This is a genomic window from Pseudomonas sp. AC255 (assembly GCF_979258175.1).
The window spans coordinates 527,088-541,074 of the sequence record NZ_OZ409841.1; the positions used below are offsets into that span (position 1 = coordinate 527,088).

The 13,987-nt window shown below is 60.3% G+C and carries 14 protein-coding genes; all 14 read left to right on the plus strand.

Annotation, left to right across the window (positions count from 1 at the left end):
• Position 1: 1 nt before the first annotated feature.
• The 14 genes from hscA to ACZZ0K_RS02675 all read left to right on the plus strand — a co-directional run bounded on the left by hscA (position 2) and on the right by ACZZ0K_RS02675 (position 13,983).
• Entirely contained in the window at positions 2–1,867 is a 1,866-nt protein-coding gene (gene hscA / locus ACZZ0K_RS02610; RefSeq protein ID WP_463558955.1) for a Fe-S protein assembly chaperone HscA, read from the plus strand.
• A complete protein-coding gene (fdx, locus tag ACZZ0K_RS02615; RefSeq protein ID WP_016773327.1) occupies positions 1,867–2,208 on the plus strand; it encodes an ISC system 2Fe-2S type ferredoxin in 342 nt (113 codons plus the stop codon). Before hscA ends, fdx begins: the two co-directional genes overlap by 1 nt.
• Before the next feature lie 14 nt (positions 2,209–2,222).
• Positions 2,223–2,423: a Fe-S cluster assembly protein IscX gene (iscX, locus tag ACZZ0K_RS02620; protein ID WP_252868237.1), complete on the plus strand. Its 201-nt coding sequence runs from the start codon at positions 2,223–2,225 to the stop codon at positions 2,421–2,423.
• 88 nt (positions 2,424–2,511) lie between these two features.
• A complete protein-coding gene (gene ndk, locus ACZZ0K_RS02625; RefSeq protein WP_024014216.1) occupies positions 2,512–2,937 on the plus strand; it encodes a nucleoside-diphosphate kinase in 426 nt (141 codons plus the stop codon).
• Between the two features lie 28 nt (positions 2,938–2,965).
• On the plus strand, positions 2,966–4,114 hold the full coding sequence (rlmN, locus tag ACZZ0K_RS02630; RefSeq protein ID WP_024014215.1) for a dual-specificity RNA methyltransferase RlmN: 1,149 nt from the start codon (positions 2,966–2,968) through the stop codon (positions 4,112–4,114).
• Between the two features lie 12 nt (positions 4,115–4,126).
• Positions 4,127–4,885, plus strand: a complete 759-nt coding sequence (gene pilW, locus ACZZ0K_RS02635) for a type IV pilus biogenesis/stability protein PilW (RefSeq protein ID WP_252876855.1) — start codon at positions 4,127–4,129, stop codon at positions 4,883–4,885.
• The gene (locus tag ACZZ0K_RS02640) at positions 4,885–5,904 is read left to right on the plus strand and encodes a RodZ domain-containing protein (protein WP_252884799.1); all 1,020 of its coding nucleotides are present in this window, start codon (positions 4,885–4,887) and stop codon (positions 5,902–5,904) included. The genes pilW and ACZZ0K_RS02640 overlap by 1 nt, the downstream gene beginning before the upstream one ends.
• A gap of 3 nt (positions 5,905–5,907) precedes the next feature.
• Positions 5,908–7,017: a flavodoxin-dependent (E)-4-hydroxy-3-methylbut-2-enyl-diphosphate synthase gene (ispG, locus tag ACZZ0K_RS02645; protein ID WP_016773332.1), complete on the plus strand. Its 1,110-nt coding sequence runs from the start codon at positions 5,908–5,910 to the stop codon at positions 7,015–7,017.
• Between the two features lie 22 nt (positions 7,018–7,039).
• A complete protein-coding gene (gene hisS, locus ACZZ0K_RS02650; protein WP_024014212.1) occupies positions 7,040–8,329 on the plus strand; it encodes a histidine--tRNA ligase in 1,290 nt (429 codons plus the stop codon).
• Between the two features lie 41 nt (positions 8,330–8,370).
• Positions 8,371–9,012, plus strand: a complete 642-nt coding sequence (locus ACZZ0K_RS02655) for a tetratricopeptide repeat protein (protein ID WP_056790153.1) — start codon at positions 8,371–8,373, stop codon at positions 9,010–9,012.
• Positions 9,005–10,156, plus strand: a complete 1,152-nt coding sequence (bamB, locus tag ACZZ0K_RS02660) for an outer membrane protein assembly factor BamB (RefSeq protein WP_016773335.1) — start codon at positions 9,005–9,007, stop codon at positions 10,154–10,156. Before ACZZ0K_RS02655 ends, bamB begins: the two co-directional genes overlap by 8 nt.
• Positions 10,157–10,291: 135 nt before the next feature.
• A complete protein-coding gene (gene der, locus ACZZ0K_RS02665) occupies positions 10,292–11,764 on the plus strand; it encodes a ribosome biogenesis GTPase Der (protein WP_024014210.1) in 1,473 nt (490 codons plus the stop codon).
• A gap of 291 nt (positions 11,765–12,055) precedes the next feature.
• Complete coding sequence (locus ACZZ0K_RS02670; protein ID WP_122602386.1) at positions 12,056–13,204, plus strand: pyridoxal phosphate-dependent aminotransferase; 1,149 nt, start codon at positions 12,056–12,058, stop codon at positions 13,202–13,204.
• Entirely contained in the window at positions 13,192–13,983 is a 792-nt protein-coding gene (locus ACZZ0K_RS02675) for an amidohydrolase (protein WP_150741868.1), read from the plus strand. The genes ACZZ0K_RS02670 and ACZZ0K_RS02675 overlap by 13 nt, the downstream gene beginning before the upstream one ends.
• Positions 13,984–13,987 lie beyond the last annotated feature (4 nt).

The window sequence follows — 13,987 nt, forward strand, 5'->3', positions numbered from 1 at the left end:
CATGGCTCTACTGCAGATCGCCGAACCCGGCCAAAGTCCTCAACCGCACCAGCGCCGTCTGGCTGTGGGCATCGACTTGGGTACTACCAATTCGCTGGTCGCTGCGCTGCGCAGTGGTCTTTCCGAACCGCTGGCCGACGCCAACGGGCAGGTCATCCTGCCGTCCGCCGTGCGTTATCACGCCGACCGCGTCGAAGTCGGTGAGTCCGCCAAGCTGGCGGCATCCTCCGATCCTCTTAACACCGTGCTCTCGGTCAAGCGCTTGATGGGTCGTGGTCTGTCCGACGTCAAGCAATTGGGCGAGCAACTGCCGTACCGCTTTGTCGGCGGCGAATCGCACATGCCGTTCATCGACACCGTGCAAGGCCCGAAAAGCCCAGTTGAAGTCTCCGCGGATATCCTCAAGGTCCTGCGTCAGCGCGCTGAAGCGACCTTGGGTGGCGAACTGGTTGGCGCGGTAATCACCGTTCCTGCCTACTTCGACGATGCGCAGCGTCAGGCCACCAAAGATGCGGCCAAACTCGCCGGTCTGAACGTGTTGCGTCTGCTCAATGAGCCGACCGCTGCTGCTGTGGCGTATGGTCTGGATCAACATGCTGAAGGCCTGGTTGCAATTTATGACCTTGGTGGCGGTACCTTCGATATTTCCATTCTGCGTCTGACTGGCGGCGTTTTCGAAGTTCTGGCCACTGGCGGCGACAGCGCGCTGGGCGGCGATGACTTCGATCATGCGATTGCCGGCTGGATCATTGAGAGCGCTGGCCTGTCCGCCGATCTCGACCCTGGCGCACAACGCAATCTGCTGCAAACCGCCTGCGCGGCCAAAGAAGCTTTGACCGATGCAGCCAGTGTGGAAGTGGCTTACGGCGACTGGAAAGCGCAACTGACCCGCGAAGCCTTCGATGCACTGATCGAGCCAATGGTCGCGCGCAGTCTGAAAGCCTGCCGCCGCGCGGTTCGCGATTCCGGTATCGAACTGGAAGATGTCCACGCCGTGGTCATGGTCGGCGGTTCGACCCGCGTGCCACGTGTTCGTGAAGCCGTTGCCGAAGCCTTCGGTCGTCAGCCATTGACGGAAATCGACCCGGATCAAGTGGTGGCCATTGGGGCCGCGATCCAGGCCGACACCCTGGCTGGCAACAAGCGCGATGGCGGCGAACTGCTGCTGCTCGACGTGATTCCGCTGTCCCTGGGGCTGGAAACCATGGGCGGGCTGATGGAGAAGGTGATTCCGCGCAACACCACCATTCCCGTCGCGCGCGCTCAGGATTTCACCACCTATAAAGACGGCCAGTCGGCCATGGCGATCCACGTGTTGCAGGGTGAGCGCGAGCTGATCAGCGACTGCCGCTCTCTGGCACGGTTCGAATTACGCGGCATTCCGGCGATGGTGGCCGGTGCGGCGAAAATTCGCGTGACCTTCCAGGTCGACGCCGACGGTCTGCTCAGCGTGTCTGCCCGTGAATTGGGCTCGGGCGTTGAGGCGAGCATTCAGGTCAAACCTTCCTATGGTCTGACCGATGGCGAAATCACCAAGATGCTCAAGGATTCGTTCCAGCACGCCAATGACGACAAGGTCGCCCGCGTTCTGCGTGAGCAGCAAGTCGATGCCCAGCGCCTGCTCGAAGCGGTGCAGGGCGCGCTGGATGCCGATGGCGAGCGTTTGCTCGATGCCGAAGAGCGTATGGTCATCGAACTGCAAATGCAGGAACTGGCCGAACTGATGAAAGGTACCGATGGCTATGCCATCGAGCAGCAGACCAAGCGTCTGTCGCAAGTGACCGATGCTTTTGCTGCCCGCCGCATGGATCTGACGGTGAAAGCCGCTCTGTCGGGGCGCAACCTGAATGAAATCGAGGATATCTGATGCCGCAGGTCATTTTTCTGCCCCACGAGAAGTTCTGCCCTGAAGGCATGGTGGTCGAGGCTGCGCCCGGCACATCGATTCTCGAACTGGCCCACGAACACCATATCGAGATGGAAAGCGCGTGCGGCGGCGTCTGCGCCTGCACCACCTGCCACTGCATCATCCGCGAGGGTTTTGACTCGCTGGAAGAGGCTGACGAGCTGGAAGAGGATTTCCTTGATCGTGCCTGGGGCCTTGAGGCGCAATCGCGTCTGGCTTGCCAGGCCATCGTCGGTGAGGAAGACCTCACCGTCGAGATTCCGAAATATTCGCTTAACCATGCGGCCGAAGCGCCGCACTGACTGGTAAGACTGTCATGAGCTACGGTTGGAATGATGTTCAACGCATTGCAGAAGAATTGGCGGAAGCCAAGCCGGATGTAGATCCGGTTTATGTCAATTTCGTCGACTTGCAGCGATGGATCATGGAACTGCCTGACTTCGACAACACCTCCGGCCGTGTCGGCGAGAAGGTGTTGGAAGCGGTTCAGGCGCTCTGGATCGAAGAAGTCGACTGATCGTCCTCGCAGGTTAGGCAATACCAAAGAACCCGCGTATAATTCGCGGGTTTAATTTTTCGCAAATTACCGTTTCTGGAGTTACACCATGGCTGTTCAACGTACTTTCTCCATCATCAAGCCTGACGCCGTTGCTAAAAACGTGATCGGCAAGATCACCACTCGCTTCGAAGACGCTGGCCTGCGCGTTGTAGCTTCGAAACTGAAGCAACTGTCCAAAGCCGAAGCCGAAGGCTTCTACGCTGAGCACAGCGAGCGCGGTTTCTTCGGTGACCTGGTTGCTTTCATGACTTCCGGTCCGGTTGTCGTTCAGGTTCTGGAAGGTGAAAACGCTATCGCTCGCAACCGTGAGCTGATGGGCGCTACCAACCCTAAAGAAGCTGCTGCCGGCACCATCCGTGCTGACTTCGCTGAATCGATCGACGCCAACGCCGTTCACGGTTCGGACTCCGAAGCTGCTGCCGCTCGCGAAATCGCTTACTTCTTCGCAGCTACTGAAGTAACCACTCGCTAAGCATTGCTTGCAGAGTGAAGGTGAATCCATGACTACATCGACTGTTAAAACAAACCTGCTGGGTCTGACCCAGCCGGAAATGGAAAAATTCTTCGACTCAATCGGGGAGAAGCGTTTCCGTGCCGGTCAGGTAATGAAATGGATTCACCACTTTGGCGTCGATGATTTCGACGCCATGACGAACGTCAGCAAAGCCTTGCGCGACAAGCTCAAGGCCATTGCTGAAGTGCGTGGTCCGGAAGTGGTCAGCGAGGACATCTCCAGCGACGGCACCCGTAAATGGGTGGTGCGCGTGGCGTCCGGCAGCTGCGTCGAGACCGTGTACATTCCCCAGGGCAAGCGCGGCACTCTGTGCGTTTCGTCCCAGGCAGGCTGTGCCCTGGATTGCAGTTTCTGCTCCACCGGCAAGCAAGGCTTCAACAGCAACCTCACCGCCGCCGAAGTCATCGGTCAGGTGTGGATTGCCAACAAATCTTTCGGCAGCGTCCCGGCCACCGTCGACCGCGCCATCACCAACGTGGTGATGATGGGCATGGGCGAGCCGTTGCTGAACTTCGACAACGTCGTCGCCGCCATGCATCTGATGATGGATGACCTCGGCTACGGGATCTCCAAGCGCCGCGTGACCCTGTCCACCTCGGGTGTGGTGCCGATGATCGATGAGCTGGCCAAGCACATCGACGTATCCCTGGCGTTGTCCCTGCATGCACCGAATGACGCATTGCGTAACCAATTGGTGCCGATCAACAAGAAATATCCGCTTAAGATGCTGCTCGAGTCGTGCCAGCGCTACATGTCCGCCCTTGGCGAGAAACGTGTGCTGACCATCGAGTACACCTTGCTCAAGGACGTCAACGACAAGCTTGAGCACGCAGTGGAAATGATCGAGCTGCTTAAAGACATCCCGTGCAAGATCAACCTGATCCCATTCAACCCGTTCCCGCACTCCGGGTACGAGCGGCCGAGCAACAATGCCATCCGCCGCTTCCAGGATCAGTTGCATCAGGCCGGTTTCAACGTCACCGTGCGCACCACCCGTGGTGAAGACATCGACGCCGCATGTGGTCAATTGGTAGGGCAGGTGCTGGATCGCACCCGTCGCAGCGAACGTTACATCGCCGTGCGCGAGTTGAGCGCCGACAGCGATCTGGCACAGAACGCCGCGAACACTAACTAAGAGAGGATCTCTATGTCCCTGCGCTTTGCGCTGCTGTTGCTGTTGGCCAGCCTGTGCGCTGGCTGTGTCCTGTCGGGTGACTACAACCCGATGAAGACCAGCAAGGGCCGCGATGAAGCGCGGGCTGCCTACGTGCAGCTGGGGCTGGGCTATCTGCAGCAAGGCATGACCGAGCGCGCCAAGGTGCCATTGAAGAAAGCGCTGGAGCTGGACAGTTCCGACCCCGACGCCAATGCGGCCCTCGGTCTGGTGTTCCAAGCTGAAATGGAACCGGCACTTGCCGACGAGCACTTTCGCAAGGCCCTGTCCTCACGTCCCGCCGATGCGCGCATCCTCAACAACTACGGCAGTTTTCTCTACGAAGAACAGCGCTACAAGGAAGCCTACGAGCGTTTTGAACAAGCGGCCGCCGATACCCTGTATCCTGAGCGCTCGCGGGTCTTCGAAAATCTCGGCATGACCGCCGCCAAGCTTGGCCAGCGTGATCTGGCCCAGCAACAGCTGGAAAAAGCCCTGCGCCTGAACCGCCAACAACCACGGGCGTTGCTGGAAATGGCTGAGTTGTCCTTCGAAGACAGGCATTATGTGCCCGCGCGTGACTATTACGACCGTTTCAGCCAGCTCACCGAACAAAATGCACGTAGTCTATTGCTCGGCGTTCGGCTGGCAAAAGTGTTTGAAGATCGCGACAAGGCAGCCAGTTACGGTCTGCAATTAAAACGACTCTATCCCGGTACGCCGGAATATCAGCAATACCTGTCGGAGCAATGATGAAAGCGGCGCATCCCGAAGTTGTAGCAGCGAATCGCGTAAATCCCGGTGAGACCCTGCGCCAGGCCCGCGAAAGCAATGGCTGGTCGCTGGCCGAAGTGGCCCTCAAGCTCAACCTCACCGTGACGTCCCTGAGCAATCTTGAAGCCGGCGCTTTCGACAAGCTGCCGGGGCATACCTTCGCTCGCGGTTACATTCGCGCCTATGCCAAATTGCTCGGCATGGACCAGACCGTTCTGGTTCAGCAATTCGACCAGTCCACCGGTACCGATTCCCAGGGCAGCAACGTTCATGCCCTCGGTCGTATCGAAGAGCCGGTGCGCGTTTCCCACACCATTTTGCGTATCGTCAGCCTGTTGCTGCTGATCGCGGTCATCGGCGGCGGTTTCGTCTGGTGGCAGGATCAGACCTCGCAGCGCACCCGCGATCTGACCAGCCTGGCGCCGGAACACGTCGAAGTCGAAGGCGCTGACGGCACCACGCAGATCCACCCGATCGACGAGCCGGAAGATCAGGCTGTCGCCGAAAATCAGGCCGACAGTTCGACATCGCTGGCCTTGCCGCAGTCGGAAACCAGTGCTGAATCGACCGGCGCCGAATCTGCTGCGCCAGCTACCGAGCCAGCTGCCCCGGCAGTTGCGCCAAGCGCACCGGCACAGACGCCTGCGCCAGTGGTGGCGGCTCCGGCCACTCCAGCGCCGAATGTCCCAGCGACACCTGCCCCGACCGCGCCGGTTGCTCAAGCGCCAAGCGCTGAAGCAGCTGCTCCGGTTGCCGGCGAAGGCCAGGTGCAATTGCAGTTCACCGGCGATTGCTGGGCACAGGTGACCGATGGCCGTGGCAAAGTGATTTTCAGCGGCCTGAAGCATAAAGGCGACAGCGTGAGTGTTTCCGGCAAGCCGCCGCTCGCCGTACGTCTGGGCGTTGCCCGCGCGGCACAGGTCAGCTACAACGGCCAACCGGTCGATATCGCTCCGTTCACCAGTGGCGAGACTGCTCGCCTGAAGTTGGGTCAATAAGTCATGCACGGCGAATCTCCAATCAAACGTCGCGAATCGCGCAAGATCTGGGTCGGCAACGTACCGGTGGGCGGCGACGCGCCGATCGCTGTGCAGAGCATGACCAACAGCGACACCAATGACGTCGCCGCGACCGTGGCGCAGATCAATCGTCTGGAAGCCGCCGGCGTCGACATCGTTCGCGTCTCGGTGCCGGACATGGACGCCGCCGAGGCGTTCGGCAAGATCAAGCAACTGGTCAAAGTGCCGTTGGTGGCCGATATCCACTTCGACTACAAAATCGCCTTGCGCGTGGCCGAGCTGGGTGTGGACTGTCTGCGCATCAACCCGGGCAACATCGGTCGCGAAGACCGCGTGCGTGCCGTGGTCGATGCGGCGCGTGATCGCGGCATTCCGATCCGCATCGGCGTCAACGCCGGTTCCCTGGAAAAAGACCTGCAGAAGAAATACGGCGAGCCGACCCCGGCCGCATTGGTCGAATCCGCGCTGCGCCACGTTGAACACCTCGAACGCCTGAATTTCCAGGACTTCAAGGTCAGCGTGAAAGCCTCCGACGTGTTCATGGCCGTCGAAGCCTACCGTTTGCTGGCGAAAGAAATTGTCCAGCCGCTGCACCTCGGCATCACTGAAGCTGGCGGTTTGCGATCGGGCACGGTGAAATCCGCCGTGGGCCTAGGTATGCTGCTCGCCGAAGGGATTGGCGATACTATCCGCATCTCGCTGGCAGCCGACCCGGTCGAGGAAGTGAAGGTCGGTTACGACATTCTCAAGTCTTTGCATCTGCGTTCCCGTGGCATCAACTTCATCGCCTGCCCGAGCTGCTCGCGGCAGAACTTCGATGTGGTCAAGACCATGAACGAGCTGGAAGGGCGCCTTGAAGACCTGCTGGTGCCGCTGGATGTCGCGGTCATCGGTTGCGTGGTCAACGGCCCCGGCGAAGCCAAGGAAGCCCATATCGGCTTGACCGGCGGCACGCCAAACCTGATTTACATCGACGGCAAGCCGTCGCAGAAGCTGACGAATGACAATCTGGTGGACGAGCTGGAAAAGCTGATCCGCCAGAAAGCGGCCGAAAAGGTCGAAGCTGACGCTGCCGTTATCGCGCGCGGCTGATCGAACGAATTAAGGAAATTTTGTGAGCAAGTCTCTGCAAGCCATTCGTGGCATGAACGACATCCTGCCCGAACAGACCCCGCTGTGGCGTTATTTCGAAGGCACTGTGGCGCGTCTGCTGGATAACTACGGTTACAAGCAGATCCGCATGCCGATCGTCGAGTTCACCGAGCTGTTCAAGCGCTCGATCGGCGAAGTCACCGATATCGTCGAAAAAGAGATGTACACCTTCGAAGACCGCAACGGCGACTCGCTGACCCTGCGTCCCGAAGGCACTGCGGCGTGCGTGCGTGCCGTGCTTGAGCACGGCATCACCGGCGGTGGTCAGGTGCAGAAACTCTGGTACATCGGCCCGATGTTCCGCCACGAGCGTCCGCAGAAAGGCCGTTATCGTCAGTTTCACCAGATCGGTCTGGAGGTGTTCAACCTCGACGGTCCGGACATCGACGCCGAGCTGATCATCATGACCTGGCGCCTGTGGGGCGAGCTGGGCATTCGTGATGCGGTCAAGCTCGAACTCAACAGCCTCGGCACCAGCGAATCCCGTGGTCGCTATCGTGAAGCCCTGGTCGAGTACCTCTCGGCGCACCACGACAAGCTCGACGAAGACAGCCAGCGTCGTCTGAAAACCAACCCGCTGCGCGTGCTCGACACGAAAAATGCCGACACCCAGGCCGTGCTGGTCGATGCGCCGAAAATGGCCGATTACCTCGACGACGAGTCCCGCGCTCACTTCGAAGGCCTGAAGGCGCGTCTGGATGCCGTCGGCATTCCTTACGTGCTCAACCCGAAACTGGTGCGTGGCCTCGATTACTACAGCAAAACCGTTTTCGAATGGGTCACCGACAAGCTCGGCGCCCAGGGCACCGTGTGCGCGGGCGGCCGTTACGACGGTCTGGTCGAGCAGATGGGCGGCAAGCCGACCCCGGGCGTCGGTTTCGCCATGGGCATCGAGCGTCTGGTATTGATGCTCGAAACCCTTGAGCAGATTCCGCAGGAAATTTCCCGTCAGGTCGACGTCTACCTCTGCGCCTTCGGTGAAGAGGCCGAGCTGGCCGGTCTGGCCCTGGCCGAACGTGTTCGCGATGAACTTCCAAACCTGCGCCTGCAAGTCAATGCCGGCGCCGGCAGTTTCAAAAGCCAGTTCAAGAAGGCCGACAAGAGCGGTGCGCTGTACGCATTGATCCTCGGTGACGACGAAATGGCCCAGCAAGTGGTAGGTTTCAAACCCCTGCGTGGCCAGGGCGAACAACAAAGCATTGCCTGGGATGCGCTTGCCGCTCACCTGGCCACCTGCGTCGTGCAGGGTTGAAGCTGTCTTAACAGCCGATTTAGCGATTAAGGAGTATTGGGGTGTCGAGTACCGAAGACGAACAGTTGGCGGATTTGAAGGACTGGTGGACACGCAACGGCAAACCTCTGGTCACCGGCGGCCTGTTGGCGCTGGTCATCGTGTTCGGCTGGCAGGCCTGGCACAAATACCAGAGCAACCAGTCGCAAGGCGCCTCGGTGCTCTATCAGCAATTGCTGGAAACCACGCTGACGCCTGACGGCAAGCCTGATGCCGCCCGCGTTGCGGATCTGGCCGGCAAGCTCAACAGCGAGTACGGCGGTTCTGCCTATGCGCAATACGGCAGCCTGTTCGTCGCCAAAGTGGCGGTCGACAGCGGCAAGCTGGACGACGCGGCAACCGAACTCAAAGCCATCGTCGACAAACCGGCCAACCCGGCGCTGGGCGAAATCGCCCGTCAGCGTCTGGCACAGGTGCTGGGCGCGCAGGACAAGGCCGAAGACGCCCTGAAACTGCTCGACGGCGATGCCGACAAAGCGTTCCTGGCCACTCGCGAAGAACTCAAGGGCGACCTGCTGGTGCGCTTGGGCCGTACCGATGACGCGAACAAGGCGTATCAAAAAGCCAAGGCGGCACTGTCGGATGAAGCGGCGGTCGGTGGCCTTCAAATCAAGCTCGACGACCTGGCCAAAGGGGATGCGTGACGTGATCCGTTGGAAGCATGCAGCATTGCTGGCTCTGGCCCTTCTGGCCGCGGGTTGCAGCAGCAACAGCAAGAAAGAATTGCCACCGGCCGAACTGACCGACTTCAAAGAAGAAGTCGTTCTGCAGAAGCAGTGGAGCCGCTCGATCGGTGACGGTCAGGGCGAAACCTACAACATGCTGGTGCCGGCGATCGACGGTGACACCATCTACGCCGCCGATGTGACTGGTGTGGTGATGGCGCTGGATCGCAGCAACGGCGACGTGAAGTGGGACCAGGATCTGGAACTGCCTGTCTCCGGCGCCGTTGGCGTGGGTTACGGTCTGGTACTGATCGGTACCCTGCGTGGCGAAGTCGTCGCTCTGGACACCAGCAACGGTGAAGAGAAGTGGCGTGCCCGCGTCAACAGTGAAGTGCTCGCGCCGCCGGCCAACAATGGCGACGTGGTGGTGGTGCAGACCCAGGACGATCGTCTGATCGGTCTGGACGCTGCCACCGGCAACCAGCGCTGGGTGTATGACAGCACCCCGGCGGTCCTGACCCTGCGTGGCACCAGTGCTCCGCTGGTGACCAACCGTCTGGCCGTAGCTGGCCTGTCGACCGGTAAAGTGGTCGCGCTGGACATCTCCAACGGCGTGCCGGTGTGGGAACAACGCATCGCCATTCCACAGGGTCGTTCGGAGCTGGAGCGCGTGGTCGACATCGACGGCGGTCTGCTGCTGTCCGGCGGTACGCTGTACGTGGCCAGCTATCAGGGTCGCGTTGCGGCGCTGGACCTGGAAAGCGGTCGTCAACTGTGGCAGCGCGATGCGTCGAGCTACGCCGGTATCGCTCAGGGTTTCGGCAGCGTCTACGTGAGCCTGTCCTCGGGCACCGTTGAAGGCGTCGACGAGCGTTCCACCACCGCACTGTGGAGCAACGATTCGCTGGCTCGCCGTCAACTGTCGGCACCGGAAGTGTTCTCCAGCTACGTAGCTGTGGGTGACCTGGAAGGTTATCTGCATCTGCTGAGTCAGGTCGACGGTCGTTTCGTCGGCCGTGAGCGCATCGACAGCGACGGCCTGCGTGCCCGTCCGCTGGTGGTGGGCGACACGATTTATGTGTATGGCAACAGCGGCAAACTGGAAGCCCTGACCATCAAGTAACAACTATGCTTGGGGTTCATCCCCAAGCGGCCCTGCATCAGCAGGGTTTGCAGCGCCCCCGGGTGTTGCCCCGAGCACCAGCCGCTGCCTCGCAGCGGCTTTTGTATTTTCTGAAATAACGAAGTGGAGAGCCGCATGGTTCCCGTAATCGCCCTGGTGGGCCGACCGAACGTCGGCAAGTCCACCTTGTTCAACCGCCTGACCAGGACTCGTGACGCCATCGTCGGCGACCTGTCCGGTCTGACCCGTGATCGCCAGTACGGTGAGGCCAAGTGGCAAGGGCGTTCCTACATTCTGATCGACACCGGCGGTATCTCCGGTGACGAACATGGTATGGACGAAAAAATGGCCGAGCAGTCGCTGCTGGCCATCGAAGAAGCCGATGTGGTGCTGTTTCTGGTAGATGCCAAGGCCGGTTTTACCGCTGCCGACCAGATGATCGCCGAGCATTTGCGCAAACGTAACAAGCGTTCCCACGTGGTGGCCAACAAGGTCGACAACATCGACCCGGAAATGGCCCGCGCCGAATTCGCCCCGCTGGGCATGGGCCACGCGATCCCGATCGCCGGCGCCCACGGCCGTGGTATCACGCAACTGCTGGAAGCCGCCCTGAGCGAATTCCCGCGCGATGATGACGAGCCGGCTGAAGGTGAAGAGGAAGAAGTCGTTGCCGAAGGCGAGGAAGCCAAGCGCATTCCTGGTCCGAGCGAAAAAGACGGGATCAAGATCGCCATCATCGGTCGTCCGAACGTCGGCAAGTCGACCCTGGTCAACCGCATGCTTGGTGAAGACCGGGTCATCGTGTACGACCAGCCGGGCACCACCCGCGACAGCATCTACATTCCGTTCGAGCGCAATGAAGAGAAGTACACGCTGATCGACACCGCCGGTGTGCGCAAGCGCGGCAAGATCCACGAAGAAGTCGAAAAGTTCTCCGTGGTCAAAACCCTGCAGGCGATCAAAGACGCCAACGTGGTGATCTTCGTGATGGACGCCCGCGAGGGTGTGGTCGATCACGACCTGAACCTGCTGGGCTTCGCGATCGAATCCGGTCGTGCGCTGGTCATCGCGATCAACAAGTGGGATGGCATGACGCCGAGCGAGCGCGACTTCGTGAAAGTCGAGCTGCAACGTCGTCTGTTCTTCGTCGACTACGCCGACATTCACTTCATCTCGGCGTTGCACGGCACGGGCGTGGGCAACCTCTACGCTTCGGTGCAGAACTCTTTCAAGTCCGCTGTTACCCGCTGGCCGACCAACCGTCTGACCCAGATTCTCGAAGATGCGGTGGGCGAGCACGCGCCGCCGATGGTCAACAACCGTCGGATCAAGCTGCGTTACGCTCACCTCGGTGGTGCGAACCCGCCGATCATCGTGATCCACGGTAACCAGATCGAGAAAGTGCCGAAGTCGTACGTGCGCTATCTGGAGAACACTTACCGTCGTGTACTCAAGCTGGTCGGTACGCCGATCCGCATCGAGTTCAAGGGCGGCGAGAACCCGTACGAAGGCAACAAGAACACGCTGACCGACCGCCAGGTCAACAAGAAGCGTCGCTTGATGTCGCACAACAAAAAAGCCAGCAAGAAGCGCCGCGACAAGAAGTGATCCGAGGCCCTGCACAATTTTGTGTGGGGCTTTTGTGGCGAGGGGATTTATCCCCGATGGGCTGCGCAGCAGCCCCAAAACCTGTGTCCGCGGTGTATCAGTCAAACCGCATTCAACGGGTTTGCGACTGCTTCGCAGCCGGAACGGGGATAAATCCCCTCGCCACAGGATTGGGTTTGTTCAATGAGAGAAGGGCGCCGTTTGGCGCCCTTTTTTTATGGGCGCCGGATGGGCTATCCTCGGGCTCTCCCGCGCCGTCGTCAGAGCCGGGTGTTGAGCAGAGAACCCCCGATGATCACCAGCAAGCTGCCGAATGTCGGCATCACTATTTTCACGCAGATGTCTCAGCTCGCGGCGCAGACCGGCGCGATCAACCTGTCCCAGGGTTTCCCGGATTTCGACGGCCCGCAGTCGTTGCGTGATGCGGTCGGGCGGCATATCGCCAGTGGCCATAACCAGTATTCGCCGATGACCGGTTTGCCGGCGTTGCGTCAGCAGATCGCGGCCAAGATCGCGCGCAGCTATGGCGTGACAGTCGATGCCGATCATGAAGTGACGGTAACGCCCGGTGCGACTCAGGCAATCTTCTGCGCGATTCAGGCAGTGATTCACAGCGGCGATGAAGTCATCGTCTTCGATCCGTGCTACGACAGCTACGCACCGGCAACGGAGTTGGCGGGCGGTCGTTGCGTGCATGTGCAGCTGAATCCAGACGATTTCTCTATTGATTTCGATCAGCTCGCAGCGGCCCTCAGTCCGCGGACGAAAATGATCGTCATCAACACCCCGCACAACCCCAGCGGCGCATTGATCAGCCGCGCCGAGCTCGATCAACTGGCGGCGTTGATCCGCGATCGCGACATCTATCTGATCAGCGACGAAGTCTACGAGCACTTGGTGTTCGACGGCGTGCCGCATGTCAGCGTGCTGGCCCATGAAGAGTTGTATCAGCGCGCGTTCGTGGTCAGTTCGTTCGGCAAGACGTACCACGTCACCGGCTGGAAAACCGGCTACGTCGTCGCCCCGCCAGCGCTGACGGCCGAGCTGCGCAAGGTGCATCAGTACGTCAGTTTCTGTGGCGTCACGCCGCTGCAATACGCGCTGGCCGATTACATGGCCGAGCACCCGGAACACGTTGAAGAGCTGCCGGGTTTCTATCAGGCCAAGCGCGATCTGTTCTGCGATCTGCTTGCGCCGTCGCGCTTCAGCTTTACCCGAGTCACCGGCACCTATTTCCAGTTGGTCGATTATTCGCAGATCCGTCCTGATCTGAACGATGTTGAGATGGCCATGTGGATGACTCGCGAGCACGGTGTCGCGAGCATTCCGGTGTCGGTGTTCTACCAGAATCCACCGCAAGGCCAGCGCCTGATACGCCTGTGCTTTGCCAAACGCGAGGAGACGCTGCGTGAAGCGGCGGCGAAACTATGCGTGATCTGAGTGCATTGCCAGACCTGACCCTGGCGCTGATCCAGACGAGCCTGGCCTGGCATGATCGCCGGGCCAACCTCGAGCATTTCGAGCTGTTGCTGGAGCAGGCCCGTGGCGCCGATCTGATTATCCTGCCGGAGATGTTCACCACCGGTTTTTCCATGGAGTCGGAAACCCTCGCCGAGGCGGAAAACGGCCCGACCAGCAAATGGCTGCGGACGCAGGCAGCGAAGTTCGATGCGGTCATCACTGGCAGCGTGATCATCCAGGCGGCTGACGGCAGCCATCGCAACCGCTTGCTCTGGGCGCGGCCGGACGGCGAAGTGCTGCATTACGACAAGCGTCACCTGTTTCGTATGGCCGGCGAGCACAACCATTACACGCCGGGCGAGCGTCAGGTGCAGTTCGAGCTCAAGGGCTGGCGGATTCGTCCGCTGATCTGCTACGACCTGCGTTTCCCGGTGTGGAGCCGCGACGCGCAGGACACCGATTTGCTGCTGTACACCGCCAATTGGCCGGGCGCACGGCGTCTGCACTGGAACCGCCTGCTGCCGGCACGAGCGATTGAAAATCTCTGCTACGTGGCAGCGGTAAATCGGGTGGGCAGCGATGGCAAAGGCTTCGCCTATACCGGCGACAGTCAGGTGCTGGATTTCCAGGGCGAGACGTTGCTGGCGGCGGGGGAGGCGGATGGCGTGTTCAAGGTGGTTCTGGAAGCGGCGCCGTTGGCTGCATATCGCGAGCGCTTTCCGGCGAACCTTGATGCCGACACTTTCGAGTTCACCTGATACT